The sequence below is a fragment of the Neisseria sp. CCUG17229 genome (assembly GCF_047839235.1).
Taxonomy (GTDB): Bacteria; Pseudomonadota; Gammaproteobacteria; order Burkholderiales; family Neisseriaceae; genus Neisseria; species Neisseria brasiliensis.
Map to the genome: position 1 here is coordinate 216,692 of NZ_CP181247.1, position 15,112 is coordinate 231,803.

General features: G+C 47.4%; 18 protein-coding genes, 1 rRNA gene and 1 pseudogene. 14 read left to right on the forward strand and 6 right to left on the reverse strand.

What is annotated here, in order from left to right; all coding sequences use genetic code 11:
* Positions 1 to 81: 81 nt before the first annotated feature.
* The 4 genes from rrf to ACM67B_RS01080 all read left to right on the forward strand — a co-directional run bounded on the left by rrf (position 82) and on the right by ACM67B_RS01080 (position 2,479).
* Positions 82 to 195 (forward strand): 5S ribosomal RNA (gene rrf, locus ACM67B_RS01065).
* A 330-nt stretch (positions 196 to 525) separates the two neighbouring features.
* Positions 526 to 1,098 carry a TMEM165/GDT1 family protein gene (locus tag ACM67B_RS01070; RefSeq protein WP_095501759.1) on the forward strand — a complete coding sequence of 191 codons (573 nt, stop codon included), beginning with the start codon at positions 526 to 528 and terminating at the stop codon, positions 1,096 to 1,098.
* A 12-nt stretch (positions 1,099 to 1,110) separates the two neighbouring features.
* Positions 1,111 to 1,749, forward strand: coding sequence for a TIGR01621 family pseudouridine synthase (locus tag ACM67B_RS01075; protein ID WP_416189790.1), 639 nt, complete (start codon positions 1,111 to 1,113; stop codon positions 1,747 to 1,749).
* Positions 1,750 to 1,822: 73 nt separating this feature from the next.
* The gene (locus tag ACM67B_RS01080; protein WP_416189791.1) at positions 1,823 to 2,479 is read left to right on the forward strand and encodes a hypothetical protein; all 657 of its coding nucleotides are present in this window, start codon (positions 1,823 to 1,825) and stop codon (positions 2,477 to 2,479) included.
* Between the two features lie 63 nt (positions 2,480 to 2,542).
* On the opposite strand, the gene ubiG is transcribed toward ACM67B_RS01080, so the two are convergent.
* The 5 genes and pseudogenes from ubiG to ACM67B_RS01105 all read right to left on the reverse strand — a co-directional run bounded on the left by ubiG (position 2,543) and on the right by ACM67B_RS01105 (position 5,763).
* Positions 2,543 to 3,259: a bifunctional 2-polyprenyl-6-hydroxyphenol methylase/3-demethylubiquinol 3-O-methyltransferase UbiG gene (gene ubiG / locus ACM67B_RS01085; protein ID WP_416189792.1), complete on the reverse strand. Its 717-nt coding sequence runs from the start codon at positions 3,257 to 3,259 to the stop codon at positions 2,543 to 2,545.
* Between the two features lie 86 nt (positions 3,260 to 3,345).
* Positions 3,346 to 3,627, reverse strand: a complete 282-nt coding sequence (locus tag ACM67B_RS01090; RefSeq protein WP_416189793.1) for a GIY-YIG nuclease family protein — start codon at positions 3,625 to 3,627, stop codon at positions 3,346 to 3,348.
* 75 nt (positions 3,628 to 3,702) lie between these two features.
* Entirely contained in the window at positions 3,703 to 4,167 is a 465-nt protein-coding gene (locus ACM67B_RS01095) for a pyridoxamine 5'-phosphate oxidase family protein (protein WP_416189794.1), read from the reverse strand.
* A gap of 126 nt (positions 4,168 to 4,293) precedes the next feature.
* Positions 4,294 to 5,016, reverse strand: coding sequence for a DUF554 domain-containing protein (locus ACM67B_RS01100; RefSeq protein WP_416189795.1), 723 nt, complete (start codon positions 5,014 to 5,016; stop codon positions 4,294 to 4,296).
* A 121-nt stretch (positions 5,017 to 5,137) separates the two neighbouring features.
* Positions 5,138 to 5,763, reverse strand: a pseudogene (locus ACM67B_RS01105) (UbiX family flavin prenyltransferase).
* 98 nt (positions 5,764 to 5,861) lie between these two features.
* On the opposite strand from ACM67B_RS01105, the gene ACM67B_RS01110 reads away from it, so the two are divergent.
* From ACM67B_RS01110 to ACM67B_RS01155, 10 genes are all read left to right on the forward strand, one after another.
* On the forward strand, positions 5,862 to 6,722 hold the full coding sequence (locus ACM67B_RS01110; protein ID WP_095501766.1) for a ParB/RepB/Spo0J family partition protein: 861 nt from the start codon (positions 5,862 to 5,864) through the stop codon (positions 6,720 to 6,722).
* A gap of 377 nt (positions 6,723 to 7,099) precedes the next feature.
* Complete coding sequence (locus ACM67B_RS01115) at positions 7,100 to 7,453, forward strand: ATP synthase subunit I (RefSeq protein WP_416189796.1); 354 nt, start codon at positions 7,100 to 7,102, stop codon at positions 7,451 to 7,453.
* Positions 7,443 to 8,309, forward strand: a complete 867-nt coding sequence (gene atpB, locus ACM67B_RS01120; protein WP_416189797.1) for a F0F1 ATP synthase subunit A — start codon at positions 7,443 to 7,445, stop codon at positions 8,307 to 8,309. The genes ACM67B_RS01115 and atpB overlap by 11 nt, the downstream gene beginning before the upstream one ends.
* An 80-nt stretch (positions 8,310 to 8,389) precedes the next feature.
* On the forward strand, positions 8,390 to 8,623 hold the full coding sequence (atpE, locus tag ACM67B_RS01125; RefSeq protein WP_004284425.1) for a F0F1 ATP synthase subunit C: 234 nt from the start codon (positions 8,390 to 8,392) through the stop codon (positions 8,621 to 8,623).
* 69 nt (positions 8,624 to 8,692) lie between these two features.
* Positions 8,693 to 9,163 carry a F0F1 ATP synthase subunit B gene (locus tag ACM67B_RS01130; RefSeq protein ID WP_416189798.1) on the forward strand — a complete coding sequence of 157 codons (471 nt, stop codon included), beginning with the start codon at positions 8,693 to 8,695 and terminating at the stop codon, positions 9,161 to 9,163.
* A gap of 4 nt (positions 9,164 to 9,167) precedes the next feature.
* Positions 9,168 to 9,701: a F0F1 ATP synthase subunit delta gene (locus ACM67B_RS01135; RefSeq protein ID WP_416189799.1), complete on the forward strand. Its 534-nt coding sequence runs from the start codon at positions 9,168 to 9,170 to the stop codon at positions 9,699 to 9,701.
* Between the two features lie 10 nt (positions 9,702 to 9,711).
* Positions 9,712 to 11,259, forward strand: coding sequence for a F0F1 ATP synthase subunit alpha (gene atpA, locus ACM67B_RS01140; RefSeq protein ID WP_416189800.1), 1,548 nt, complete (start codon positions 9,712 to 9,714; stop codon positions 11,257 to 11,259).
* Between the two features lie 25 nt (positions 11,260 to 11,284).
* Entirely contained in the window at positions 11,285 to 12,160 is an 876-nt protein-coding gene (gene atpG, locus ACM67B_RS01145) for a F0F1 ATP synthase subunit gamma (RefSeq protein WP_416189801.1), read from the forward strand.
* A gap of 35 nt (positions 12,161 to 12,195) precedes the next feature.
* Entirely contained in the window at positions 12,196 to 13,593 is a 1,398-nt protein-coding gene (gene atpD / locus ACM67B_RS01150; protein ID WP_095501773.1) for a F0F1 ATP synthase subunit beta, read from the forward strand.
* A gap of 10 nt (positions 13,594 to 13,603) precedes the next feature.
* Positions 13,604 to 14,029: a F0F1 ATP synthase subunit epsilon gene (locus ACM67B_RS01155; protein ID WP_165010966.1), complete on the forward strand. Its 426-nt coding sequence runs from the start codon at positions 13,604 to 13,606 to the stop codon at positions 14,027 to 14,029.
* Between the two features lie 391 nt (positions 14,030 to 14,420).
* On the opposite strand, the gene ACM67B_RS01160 is transcribed toward ACM67B_RS01155, so the two are convergent.
* Complete coding sequence (locus ACM67B_RS01160; RefSeq protein ID WP_416190489.1) at positions 14,421 to 15,077, reverse strand: HAD-IA family hydrolase; 657 nt, start codon at positions 15,075 to 15,077, stop codon at positions 14,421 to 14,423.
* Between the last annotated feature and the right edge of the window lie 35 nt (positions 15,078 to 15,112).

Below are 15,112 nucleotides of genomic sequence, written 5' to 3' on the forward strand. Positions count from 1 at the left end.
TTCAGTCATCACCAACAGTTGATTAAAGAATAAATAAGTGCAGGAGACTGCATAACGGCTTACCGATTTGTACAGTTTAAGTTTGGCGGCCATAGCGAGTTGGTCCCACGCCTTCCCATCCCGAACAGGACCGTGAAACGACTCAGCGCCGATGATAGTGTGGTTCTTCCATGTGAAAGTAGGTCACTGCCAAACACCCATTCGAAGCCTCTGACCCTTGTCAGAGGCTTCTTTACGTTTAAATATAGGGTTAATTTAGATTTTAATGTGTTCCTTTTATTGGATATTCAATTTTCTAAATCTTAAAAGAGGTTGTGTAGATAAGGCACAAGCATTATAATTTTGTTTCTCTTTACGGGAGTAGCCATCCGGATGATTCGGTTTCCGGAGCGGTTGTCAACATAATTGCTTCGGCATGGTAACCGCATCTTCGCTCAAACGAATGACAGGCAAGACGTAAAGCATGGTAATTCCAGTGGGCAATTGCTGTGCTTTTATGTTGCCCACAAAACGGTTGAGTATCTTATGGAAGCTTTTTTCTCTTCGACATTGGGTGTGATGATTGCCGAAATTGGCGATAAAACCCAACTGCTCGCATTATTTTTAGCCACCCGATTTTCACAAAAGAATGCCATTGTTTTTGGTATTTTTGTAGCTACGCTATTGAATCATGCGCTTTCTGCTGTCATTGGTGTATGGCTGGCACAATATATTTCGCCTGAATTGATGAAATGGATCGTCGGCTTGAGTTTTATTGCGGTAGGGCTGTGGTTGCTGTTGCCGGATAAAGATGAGAATCCGGATAGCCGATGGCTGAAATATGGTGCTTTTGGCGCAACGGTAGTGCTGTTTTTTATGGCGGAAATCGGTGATAAAACGCAAATCGCCACAGTACTGTTAGCAGCTAAATATCAAGAGATGTTTTGGGTGATATGTGGTAGCGTGTTGGGCTTGATGTTGGCAAATGTGCCGGTCGTTTATTTAGGGCAGATGCTGATGAAGAAGATTCCGGCTAAAGCGGTTCGCATTTCTGCGTGTATTTTATTTTGTGTGTTGGGTGCCATTACGCTAATGGGTCAAGGCATCGCATTGAATTAAGGCCGTCTGAACATGTGGGAGATTCTTTTTCAGAATCAAAACTTCGTTGCCATCAACAAACCTTGTCACATTGCGGTGCATCAGGAAGAAAATCAAATCAGCCTGACGCAAACGCTGGCAGTGCAATTGGGTTTAGAAAGGGTATGGTTGCTGCATCGATTGGATAAAGCAACCAGCGGTGTATTGTTGTTAGCACTCAATGAGCAAACGGCTTCAGAATTGGCCCAACAATTTTCTGCCAAAACCATGTGCAAAACTTATTTGGCACTGAGCGATACAAAGCCATCTAAAAAGCAGGGTTGGATTAAAGGTGGGATGGAAAAATCCCGCCGTGGAGCATGGAAGTTAACACGAGATATGGCCAATCCTGCCATTACCCAGTTTTATAGCCATGCGATAGCACTTAATCTACGCTTATTTGTGTTGCAACCGCACACTGGTAAAACGCATCAATTGCGTGTTGCTATGAAAAGCTTAGGCAGCCCGATTCTGGGTGATGAATTGTATGGCGGAACGCCCGCCGAACGAATGTTTTTGCACGCTTGGCGAATAGAGTTCCAACATCGCGGTGAGCATTTTAAAATTACTGCACCCTTAGATACAATATGGCCGTCTGAACACATTTATGCCGTATTATCTCCATCGCTTTAATACAGCATTTACGCACTTTACAGACGGCATAGTATAATAACCGCTCTCATATCTGAATGGCTTTACCAACAGCATGAAACTTATTTTTCAAAAACTGATTCTGGCATTGAGCCTGAGCACTGCTGCCATGTCGGCACAAGCCGTTACTTATATCTGTAAGGTAGATGGTGACATTGTCTTTACCGAAAAGAAAATTGGTACACAATGTGAGGAGTCCCATCCCAATGGTGCTGCGCAGGTTGTACCTGAAGAAGCGAACAAAATCTTACCCGAGAAGGTGGATTTAAAAGAAGCTCCAGGTTCGGCTGTGCCGGATGTCAGCGATATTAAAATTTTGCCACAGGCCACCAGCGGTAGCGTAACCAATAGTGCCGAAGCGGCTCCCCGCATGAATATCAAGCTGCGTAATGGTCATGATACCTCAGGCCGTAAAACCAGCGCCGGTGATTTGAAGTCAGCCCAAGCGCGAGCCGCCGAGTTGAACCGCAAGGCCAAAATCATTCATGCACCGGTGATTAATGCGCCAGTTGCGAAGCCGAAGCCACAGCTTACCCGCAAGCAGATTCTGCAAAACGAAATCCGCAATGAGCAAGCCGCATTGGCGCGTGCTAAAGTGCAATTGAATGTGGCGCGCAAGAAAGGCGACCAAGCCAAAATCAGTCGTCTGAACCAAGCAGTACGCGATCGTGAAGCCAATATTCGTGCCATTCAGGGCGAAATGAAGCGTTAATTAATGAAATTCAACAAAAGGCCGTCTGGAACATGATGTTTCAGACGGCCTTTTGTTGTGTGATTAAGCCGGACGACAGGCAATCATATAATTGGTGTCCGTCACATCGCTGATGCTGTATTCTTTGGTTAACAGATTGTATTTCATACCTTTTGTATCGACAACATCCAAACCGGCTTGGCGACACATCCGTGCCAATTCCGCAGGCGTAATGAATTTCTGCCAATCGTGCGTGCCTTTCGGTACAAAGTTCAATACATATTCTGCGCCGACAATCAAATGCAGATAAGATTTCGGATTGCGGTTGATGGTGGAGAAAAATACCATGCCGTCGGGTTTTACCAATTGTGCGCAGGCTTTGACAATGGCGGCCGGATCAGGCACATGCTCAAGCATTTCCATGCAGGTGACCACATCAAAGCTGTGTGGTTGCTCAGTAGCCAATTCTTCTACTGGTACGCAGCAGTAAGCAATATTATTGACTTTTTGTTCTGCCGCGTGCACTTCAGCTACTTTCAAAGACTTTTCCGCCATGTCGATGCCGGTTACATGCGCCGCGCCGCGTTTGGCCATGCTTTCGGCCAGAATGCCGCCACCGCAGCCGACATCCAAAACCTGTTTACCGCTCAAATGACCTAAGCTGTCGATGTAATCCAGTCGCAGCGGATTGATGTCGTGCAGCGGTTTGAATTCGCTGTTTTTATCCCACCATTTTTCAGCGATTTGGCTGAATTTGGCGATTTCGTTGTCGTCAACATTGCGTTGGATGTCGGTGGTCATGATCGGTTTCCTGAGTGAACAGAATAAGGATTTTATAACAAAGCAGGGTAGAGTGGTAGGCCGTCTGAAATCTCCGTCAGCTTCTTTCAGACGGCCTTAATTTCTTGTGCATTTGCCATTTTCAGCCATAAAACGCGCTTTTGTGCGGCGTTTAATTTCTTGGTGGCGATTTCCTGCTTGAGTGCATCGCTTTTACTGAGGCCGTCTGAAAGCACGCGCATGGCGATGGGCTTGTGAATGCGGGTGTAGCGAGCGCCTTTACCGGTTTGGTGCGCTTGAAAACGCTCGTTGGGGCGGTTGGTAATGCCGCAATAAAGCGATTCGTTGGCACACAAAATCAAATAAACGCACCAATTTTCAGCGTTCATAGAATGTGTTCCGTAAATAGGCCATCTGAAATGTAGCGGCAAAGATTATAAAATGTTGAATCATCATCGGTCTTTTCAGACAGCCTTATCGTTTGATTCATGCTTGTCTTCACGCGTCCAATGTGTTTTTTGGGCAAACACCAATTTGTTATCGGTAAATTTCACTTTATCCAGCTGCAATGTCCAGACATCGCTTTTCATTGCTCGTGCTAGCGGATGGGCATGGTAAAAAAGGGCAGCAGCGGCGTTGCGTTCGGCTTCGTCGGTCAAACATTTGGCTTGTGCTTGAAACTGAATGCCGCTGATTTTGGTGATGCTGTCGGGCTGGCCGGCAATGGTGCCGGCAATGCGGGGCTGCGCCGCCATGTTGCTGCCGTGTTGCGTGGTTTGGGAAGTCAACACAATCAGTTGTACATTGGCTTCGTCAAATACATAAAAGCAGCAGGCGCTCCATAATTCGCCTGTGCTCGATTGAGTGGCGATGCTGACGACATGGTTACGCTGGAAAAATTTGGCCATATTGTGGGGTAGGTCGTTCATCAAAATTCCTATCGGTTCAGACGGCCTGAATCGGCCGTGGTTGAGTGAAGCGCAAACCATGATACGCCGATACGGCTGGAAATTAAACTATCTACCGCTTTGAATGCCCAATAGGCCGTCTGAACGCTACACCACATACGTTGCCCAAATATGCGACAGCGGCATCACCAAAATCAGGCTTGGCAGCATATTGGCCACCGGAAACGATTTGATTCCCATAATTCGCAAGCCCGTCATCAGCAGCATCAGGCCACCGGCAGCAGCAAAATCTGCACGCATATCAGGCGTGGTAAGCGGCACAATCAGCGCAGCCAAGAAAAACAGCAAGCATTGAAACAGCGTTTGTGGAATGGCGATAAAAGCCACAATCGCGCCAAGGCTGATGGCGAAAATCATCGCTGTGAACACATCTAAAATCGCTTTAATATACAAAATAGACGGATCGCCGCTCATGCCTTCGTTCATCGCGCCGAAAATTCCCATGCCGCTGAAGCAGAACAAAATCACCAGCGACACATAGTTTTCTAAAAATTTTTCCGCACTTAAGTCGCCTTTTTTCGGCAGAATTTTATCCACAAGATTTTGGCTGGCAGTCGCAAGCTGTTTAATCCATTTTTCGATGTCCACCCATTCGCCGATAACCAAACCCAGCACCGAAGCAATGCTGACCGCGGCAAAATATTTCACACCCGGAATGGTCATAATCCCCAAACCAATACACAACAAACCAAATAAAGTGGGCAGATTGGCGCGCACGCGTTCAGGCAGTGCGCTGCCAAGACTGAGGCCGATGATGGCACCGCCGACAATCGCAGCGGCATTAACCAAAGGGCCGACAGGTAAATGCATGATGTTTCCTTTGATATCGGGAATGAGGATTTCCCATAAAACAGGCCGTCTGAACATTCAGACGGCACCGTGGTTTTACAGCATATTGTAAAGCAAACTTTACGATTGTTGCCGATTTCATCTATTTTGATTCGCCTTCGCCCCAGTGCGGTAGCTCAGGCACATCAATGTCAAACATTTCCAAGGCGCGGCCGACGCTGTGGGTGACGATGTCGTCCACCGATTGCGGTTGTTGGTAAAACGCAGGTACGGGTGGGAAGATGATGCCACCCATTTCGGTGACGCGTTTCATGTTGTCTAAATGTGCCAGATTCAGCGGCGATTCGCGCACCATCAACACCAAGCGGCGGCGTTCTTTCAATACCACGTCTGCCGCTCGTGTGAGCAGGTTGTCGTTGTAGCCATGGGCAATGGCCGCCAGTGAACGCATGGAGCAGGGCGCCACCAACATACCGGCGGTGCGGAAAGAGCCGCTGGAGATCGTCGCGCCCAAATTGCCGATGGGGTGCACGACATCGGCCATCGCCATGATTTCTTCCTTAGAATAGGGCGTTTCCAGTGCCCGCGTCATGTCGGCACCTTTGGAAACCACCAAATGCGTTTCGATGTCGGGCAAGTTTTGCAGAATTTGTAGGGCTTTGTAGCCGTATTGAAAACCGCTTGCGCCGCTGATGCCGATGATGAGCCGACGTGTCATGTATTGCCTTTCTGTGTCAGGCCGTCTGAAAGCGTTATTATAGAATACAAATTGTCTATCCGTAGCAATATCCGATAAAATAGCGCATGATTTGATAAGGCCGTCTGAAAAGCGCTGTTGTGGCGCCGTTAAAATAAAGGATAACAATATGGCAAAAATGAAAGGCGGTTTGGGCCGCGGTTTAGATTCCCTGATTTCCAATGGTGTGGACAACAGCACCAGCGACCGTCTGACCTCCGTCGCCATCAGCGATATCCAGCCCGGCCGCTATCAGGCGCGCGTGCAGATGGATGATGAAGCGCTGCAAGAATTGGCCGATTCGATTAAAGCGCAAGGCGTGATTCAGCCGGTGATTGTGCGCGAACACGGTTTATCACAATATGAATTGATTGCCGGTGAACGCCGCTGGCGCGCGTCGCAATTGGCCGGATTGACCGAAATTCCAGTGGTCATCAAAACCATCAGTGACGAAACCGCGCTGGCGATGGGCTTGATTGAAAACCTGCAACGTGAAAACCTGAATCCGATTGAAGAAGCACAAGGTTTGAAACGCTTGGTTGATGAATTCGGCTTAACGCATGAAACCGTAGCTAAGGCCGTCGGCAAAAGCCGCAGCGCGATTTCCAACAGTTTGCGTTTGTTGAGCTTACCCGAGCCGGTACAAGATATGCTTTACCAACGTCGCTTGGAAATGGGTCATGCGCGCGCATTGTTGACGTTGCCGGTGGTTGAGCAATTGGAACTAGCGCAAAAAGCAGTGAAAAACGGCTGGTCGGTACGAGAAGTCGAGCGCCGCAGTCAGCTGGCGCATCAAAGCAAAGAGGTTGAGCCGAAGAAAACCATCAGCCCTGATGTGCAACGTTTGAATGATGTGTTGACTGAGCGTTTAGGCGTGAATGCCGAAATCAAAACCACCAATCAGAAAAAGGGCAAAATCGTGTTGCATTTCGACACGCCGGAAACCTTTGAATATCTGTTGAAACAATTGGGCATTCAATACGATGCATAGCCTTTTATTAGGCAAAATACCAAAAATTTTGGGTGAATTTGCTTCATTTGCACAAAAATTTGATGCTTAAGGCCGTCTGAAATGTTCAGGCGGCCTTGTTGAAAGTTGATTGAAATCAAGGAGATTGTAATTTTTTGTGGAGCAGGCATACCCAAATAAGGCATAAATTGTTGTATTCCAATGTTAATAAATATGTAACGCTGTGTAATTTGTGTTAAAATCCCCGCGAAACAGCAGTTACAGAATAAGACATTTGCCACAAACTGCTGAATCTTTAAATAATGACGTTTCACAAAGCTTAACAATCGCTTGACGACATAGCACTTCTTGATTATAGTAGCCTCGCTTTGGTATTGTGGCTCAATCGCCTTAAAAATATGAAGCAGATTTTAATTTTACAAGTGATTGTCTTGTTTGCGGTTTCCGCCTTAAGCGCGATAATCGTAGGCAAAAGCGGTTTTTGGTCGGCATTAGCCGGCGGAATCACGTATCTCATCCCTTCATCTATTGCAGTTTTACTTTTAAAGCTTGTTAAAAATAATCCTTACCTGCAAAGCAGGGTGTTTATTTTTGGAGAAGTTTTAAAAGTAGTGCTGTCGCTGGTGTTGATGCTGATTGTGTTTGCAATTTGGCATGAATCACTGGTTTTCCTTCCGTTTTTCTTCGGATTGCTCGGCGTCAGCCATTTGGTTTTTTTGTATTATTTGAGAGTTAAAGACTATGGCAGGTGAATCTATGACCGCTGCCGACTACATCAAGCACCACTTGCAAAGCTTGACCAGTTTGTCGGACGTAACCCAAGGCCAAGGCCTGAAAAATATCGCTGATTTCTCTTACATCAACTTGGACGCAATTTTCTTTGCGGTCGTGTTGGGGATTATCGGTAGCTTTATCTTATGGCGCGGAGCCAAAAAAGCAACCGCTGGCGTGCCCGGCCGCTTTCAAGCTGCGGTAGAAATCCTGTTTGAGTTTGTGGATGATATGTGCAAAAGCATTGTCCATAACGAGCAGTCACGTAAAGCGGTCGCGCCATTGGGCTTAACCTTGTTTGTATGGATTTTCCTGATGAATGCCATGGACTTACTGCCGGTTGATTTGTTGCCGGTTGCATGGCAGGGCATTACCGGCGACCATCACGCCTTATTGCGTGTTGTGCCAACTGCTGATTTGAATACCACGCTGGCATTGGCCATCGGTGTCTTGATTATCTGTATTTACTACAATGTGAAAATCAAAGGCTTCGGCGGTTGGATGCACGAGATGTTCAGTGCACCATTTGGTGCGAAATTGGCACCGGCCAACTTCTTGTTGAACATCGTGGAATTCTTGTCAAAAACCGTATCACACGGTATGCGGTTGTTCGGTAACATGTATGCCGGTGAGCTGGTATTCTTGCTGATTGCTTTGTTGGGTGGTGCATGGGCAGCTTCCGGCAGTATTGGCGTGATGGATCCGATTCTGTTTGTGCTTCATATTTTAGCCGGTATGGCTTGGGCGATTTTCCACATTCTGGTAATTACCCTGCAGGCATTTATTTTCATGGCGCTGGCGTTTGTTTACATCGGCCAAGCACATGATGCACACTAAGTTTAGTTGTTCTTTTTAAGTAGTTTTTCAATTTTTTCAACGTAGTTTTAACCTTTGTTTTCTTTTAAGGAGTTTTAAAAATGGGTTTGATTGCTATCGCATGTGGCTTGATCGTAGCTTTGGGCGCTTTGGGTGCTTCTATCGGTATCGCTATGGTAGGTTCTAAATACTTGGAATCTTCTGCTCGTCAGCCTGAATTGATTGGTCCATTGCAAACCAAACTGTTCTTGATCGCCGGTTTGATCGATGCCGCGTTCTTGATCGGTGTTGCTATTGCCTTGCTGTTCGCCTTCGTTAACCCGTTTGCAGGCTAATCCGAACACAAGTTCGTTACAAACGGTTCATCGTTTGTTTGATTAACCCTAATACGAAGGTTAAGTAAAGTGAATATTAATGCAACCTTATTTGCGCAGATCATCGTTTTTTTCGGTTTGGTTTGGTTTACCATGAGATTTGTGTGGCCGCCGATCGCAAAAGCGTTGGACGAGCGCGCCGCCAAAATTGCTGAGGGTTTGGCTGCTGCCGAACGCGGTAAAAGCGATTTTGAGCAGGCAGAAAAGAAAGTTGCAGAACTCATGGCCGAAGGGCGTGGACAAGTTGCCGAAATGGTGGCTAACGCCGAAAAACGTGCTGCTGCAATTGTAGAAGAAGCCAAACAGCAAGCTTCTACTGAGGCCGCACGCATTACAGCACAGGCTAAAGCCGATGTTGAGCAGGAAATGAACCGCGCGCGTGAAGCGTTGCGCGAGCAAGTTGCTGCATTGGCTGTGAAAGGTGCAGAGTCTATCTTGCGTAGCGAAGTGGATGCTTCTAAACACGCAACCATGCTCAACACTTTGAAACAGGAGCTGTAATCCTATGGCAGAGTTCGCAACGATTGCCCGACCTTATGCAAAAGCATTATTTGGTTTGGCACAGGAAAAAAACCAAATTGAGTCTTGGTTGGGCGGACTGAAAGAATTGGCAGCAGTGTTGCAGGATCAGAAAGTATTGTCTCTGGTCGAGCAGCCTGAAACCGCTGCTTCCGATAAAGCAAAAGCATTGACTGATTTGGTCGGTTTGAATGATGTAAGCCTTACAAATTTTGTAAGCGTTCTGGCCGAGCAAAAGCGTTTGAATGTTTTGCCGGAAGTGTACGCGCAATATCAAGACTTAGTCTTGGCACTCAACAATACCAAATCAGCCGTTATTTACAGCGCATACGAATTAACGTCTGAGCAGTTGGCTGATTTGACCGCTACTTTAAAAACACGTTTCAACACCGATTTGCAAGTGACTACGAAAGTTGATCCGGAATTAATCGGTGGTGTGAAAGTAGAAGTGGGTGACCAAGTCTTGGATCTGTCGGTGCAAGGTAAATTGAATGCCTTGTATACGACTATGACAAATTAGGAGAGTTTTCATGCAGCTTAATCCTGCTGAAATTAGCGATTTGATTAAAGCCAAAATCGAAAATCTGTCGGTTAACGCAGAAGTACGTACCCGCGGTACAGTGATTTCTGTGACTGACGGTATCGTACGCATTCACGGCTTGTCAGACGCCATGCAAGGTGAGATGCTCGAATTCCCAGGCAACACTTTTGGCTTGGCCATGAACTTGGAGCGTGACTCCGTTGGTGCCGTAGTGTTGGGTGAATACGAACACATCAAAGAAGGCGATACCGTTACTTGTACCGGTCGCATTTTAGAAGTACCGGTAGGCCGCGAGCTGGTAGGCCGTGTAGTTGATGCATTGGGTCGTCCGATTGACGGTAAAGGCCCGATCAATGCTTCCGGTTCTGCACCAATCGAAAAAATTGCACCGGGTGTAATTGCCCGTAAATCGGTTGACCAACCAATGCAAACCGGCTTGAAAGCCATTGACTCTATGGTTCCGGTAGGCCGCGGCCAACGTGAGTTGATCATTGGTGACCGTCAAACTGGTAAAACTGCCGTTGCTTTGGACGCGATTGTGAACCAAAAAGGCACCGGTGTGATCTGTATCTATGTTGCCGTAGGTCAAAAAGCATCTTCGATTGCCAACGTAGTGCGTAAACTGGAAGAGCATGGCGCAATGGAACACACCATTGTGGTAGCAGCAACTGCTTCTGAAGCAGCGGCATTGCAATACATTGCCCCTTACTCAGGTTGTACCATGGGTGAATTCTTCCGCGACCGCGGTGAAGATGCCTTAATCGTTTACGATGACTTGTCTAAACAAGCCGTTGCATATCGTCAAATTTCCCTGTTGCTGCGCCGCCCACCAGGCCGCGAAGCCTATCCGGGTGATGTATTCTACTTGCACTCTCGTTTGTTGGAGCGCGCTGCGCGTATCAACGAAGATGAAGTGGAAAAACTGACCAACGGTGAAGTGAAAGGTAAAACCGGTTCATTGACCGCATTGCCGATTATCGAAACCCAAGCCGGTGACGTATCTGCATTCGTACCGACCAACGTAATTTCGATTACCGATGGCCAAATCTTCTTGGAAACCGACCTGTTTAACTCTGGTATCCGTCCTGCAATCAACGCCGGTATTTCTGTATCGCGCGTGGGTGGTGCAGCGCAAACCAAAGTCATCAAAAAACTGGGTGGCGGTATCCGTTTGGCATTGGCGCAATATCGTGAATTGGCTGCGTTCTCTCAGTTCGCATCTGATTTGGATGAAGCAACACGCAAACAATTGCAACACGGTGAGGTCGTGACTGAATTGATGAAACAAAAACAATTCAGCACCTTAAACACCGCTGAAATGGCATTGACTTTGTGGGCGATTAACAATGGCTCGTATTCTGATGTTCCAGTTTCTAAAGCATTGGCTTTTGAAGCAGAATTCTTGAGCTATGTCCGCACCCAATTGCCGGATGTGCTGAATGCGATTAATGCTTCAGGCGCGATGTCTGATGAAGCGGAACAAGCTTTGACCGAAGCCATGAAAACTTTCAAATCTTCTTACGCTTACCAAGCCTAAGAATAGCAGATGAAAGGAGTCTGAAATGGCAGTAGGAAAAGAGATTCTCACCAAAATTCGCAGTGTTCAGAATACCCAAAAGATCACTAAAGCGATGCAAATGGTGTCTACCTCTAAAATGCGGAAGACTCAGGAACGGATGCGCTTAGCGCGTCCGTACGCCGAAAAAGTACGTACGGTAATGAGCCATTTGGCACAAACCGAAACCGATCACGGCATTAAATTGTTGGAACCGCATCGCGAAGTACGCCGTGCCGGTTTCATCTTGATGACGACTGATAAAGGTTTGTGTGGTGGTTTGAACGCCAACGTATTGAAGAAATTTTTGGCGCAAGTTCAAGAGTATCAGGAACAGGGCATTGAAGTTGATGTCGTGTGTCTGGGCAGTAAAGGTTTGGCAGCTTGCCAAAGCATCGGTTTAAACGTGATTGCCAGTGCAGTAAATTTGGGCGATACGCCTAAAATGGAATTGTTGCTGGGTCCGTTGACTGAAATTTTCCAACGCTACGAAAAACATGAATTAGATGTGATTCACTTGGTGTATTCCGGTTTCGTGAATACCATGCGCCAAGAGCCACGTATGGAAGTATTGCTGCCTATCGGTCAAAACGAGATTGAGCAAGTCAATCCCGATTCTCCATATGGTTGGGAATACCGTTATGAGCCGAGTCCTGTTGCTGTATTGGAATATCTGGTTCGCCGCTATTTAGAATCTGTGGTTTATCAAGCATTGGCTGATAACATGGCATCTGAACAAGCCGCGCGTATGGTAGCGATGAAAGCCGCTACCGACAACGCAGGCAATGCCATTAAAGAGCTGCGCTTGGTGTACAACAAATCGCGTCAAGCTGCGATTACCACAGAATTGTCAGAAATTGTTGCAGGTGCAGCGGCTGTTTAGGCCGTCTGAAACTGTACAGAAAATAGGATACGATAATGAGCCAAGGCAAAATCGTACAAATTATTGGTGCCGTAGTTGACGTGGAATTTCCACGCGATGCTATCCCGCACGTTTACGATGCCCTGAAATTGGACGAAACCGGTCTGACCCTGGAAGTGCAACAACTTTTGGGCGACGGCGTGGTACGTACCATTGCAATGGGTAGTTCAGACGGTTTAAAACGCGGTATGACCGTAAGCAATACCGGTTCTCCGATTGCTGTACCTGTGGGGCAGGCAACATTGGGCCGTATTATGGACGTATTGGGTAATCCAGTTGACGAAGCAGGTCCTGTGACTGCTGCTGAAACCCGCGCGATTCACCAGTCTGCACCTAAATTCGACGAGCTTTCAGCTGCAACCGAATTATTGGAAACCGGTATTAAAGTGATTGACTTGCTTTGTCCGTTTGCCAAAGGCGGTAAAGTAGGCTTGTTCGGTGGTGCCGGTGTGGGTAAAACCGTAAACATGATGGAATTGATCAACAACATCGCCAAAGCGCACAGCGGTTTGTCTGTGTTTGCCGGTGTAGGTGAGCGTACCCGTGAAGGTAACGACTTCTACCACGAGATGAAAGATTCCAACGTATTAGATAAAGTAGCCATGGTTTACGGCCAGATGAACGAACCTCCGGGTAACCGTTTGCGCGTTGCTTTGACCGGTTTGACTATGGCCGAATACTTCCGTGACGAAAAAGACGAAAACGGCAAAGGTCGTGACGTATTGTTCTTCGTAGACAATATCTACCGCTACACTTTGGCCGGTACCGAAGTATCTGCATTGTTGGGTCGTATGCCGTCTGCAGTAGGTTACCAACCGACTTTGGCTGAAGAAATGGGTCGTTTGCAAGAGCGTATTACCTCTACGCAAACCGGTTCGATTACTTCTATCCAAGCCGTTTACGTACCTGCGGATGACTTGACTGACCCGTCTCCGGCAACAACCTTTGCCCACTTGGATGCAACCGTGGTATTGAGCCGTGATATTGCTTCTTTGGGTATTTACCCTGCCGTTGACCCATTGGACTCTACTTCACGTCAATTGGATCCGATGGTATTGGGCCAAGAGCACTATGATGTTGCGCGCGGCGTTCAGTCTACTTTGCAAAAATACAAAGAATTGCGCGACATTATCGCCATTCTGGGTATGGACGAATTGTCTGACGAAGACAAACTGACTGTAATGCGTGCCCGTAAAATCCAACGCTTCTTGTCACAACCGTTCCACGTTGCTGAAGTATTTACCGGTTCTCCAGGTAAATATGTGGCATTGCGTGACACCATCGCCGGCTTTAAAGCCATCTTGAACGGTGAATACGACCACTTGCCGGAACAAGCGTTCTATATGGTGGGCGGCATCGAAGAAGCAGCCGAGAAAGCGAAAACCTTAAACTAAGGAGGCCGGCATGAGCATCATGCAAGTTGAAGTGGTCAGTAGCGAACAAAACATCTATTCAGGCGAAGCCAGCTTTGTGGTGGTTCCGACTGTACAAGGTGAGCTCGGTATTTACCCGCGACACGAGCCGATCATGAGTTTGGTACGTCCCGGTGCATTGCGTTTGACCGTGCCGGGTCAGGCTGAAGAAGTGTTGGTTGCTGTTTCCGGCGGTTTGTTGGAAGTGCAGCCTGAGAAAATTACCGTATTGGCAGACGTTGCTGTCCGCAGTGCGGAGATGGATCAGGAGCGTGCCGAGCAAGCTAAGAAAGCAGCGGAAGACCGTATTTCTAAGGCGCAAGACGATGAATCTTTGGCAAAAGCACATGCTGCTTTGGCCGCAGCCATCGCCCAGCTCAAAACCTTGGATTATCTTCGTTCGCAAAAAAACAAATAAGCATTTTTTGCTTCAAAAAAGCACGGTGGAAACCGTGCTTTTTTATTGCCTGGATGTTGATTGACTGTGTTCAGCAGGCAAGATATCAAACAGCGGCTTATTTTTACCGGATTATGGAATGGTCGGTTTAAGTAAATAATACAGCGTTGAAGCATGCTTATGCAAAGGGTGTGGGCTATTGCTGCCCTTTGTTATTTTTATTTTAAATGATTATATATAAATTTATTGGCCGCTTTGATCTAGGGCAATCAATCAAATATAAGGTTTGACATCTAGTGATATGGTTAAGAATGCCGATATGGCTTAGGTTTTGATCAAAGCCGGTATGTATATTACATACCGGCTTTTTGTTGGAGACAGTTATCGTGAGAGGCCGGCCGACAGAGTCATGTTACTTAATAGTTGTTAAAAAATCCGGTAAGGCGGATAAATTCGGCAAAATTGCTAAGTGAGGACTGGTGCGCAGTCTTTCTGCCGAATGTGCGCCGGTGGTGACCGCAATCGCCGGTGCGCCTGCGTTGGCGGCCATGTCCAAATCATGGGTGGTGTCACCAATAACCACGGTTTCAGACGGCATCAAACCGAGCTCGTCACATAATTTCAACACCATGTCCGGCGCGGGTTTCGACGGCTGTTCGCTGGCGCAGGTGGTGGCCAGCCAAAAGTCGGCTGTGCCGGTTTGGGCGATGGAATTGTCCAAACCCGTGCGGCCTTTACCGGTGGCCACGGCCAGCCAGTAGCCTTGTGCTTTCAGCGTTTCCAAGCAGGGGATGGCATCGGGGAACAAGGTCATGTTGCGGTTGTTCGGATTTAAGTGATGTGCGGCATAGGTTTCCATGATTTCTTCCTGCTGGCGCAAGTTCAAATCCGGTGCAAGATGGCGCACGATGGTCGGCAGGTTGTAGCCGATAAGTGGACGGATCTGGTCGGCTTCAGGCGCGGCGTGGCCGTTTACGGTAAAACTTTCCTGCACGGTGGCGATAATCGGCAGGGTAGTGTCGGCCAGCGTGCCGTCCCAATCGAAAATAACGAGTTTCGGTTTCATAATCGGTTCCTTTTTATTTTCAGACGGCCATGAAATCA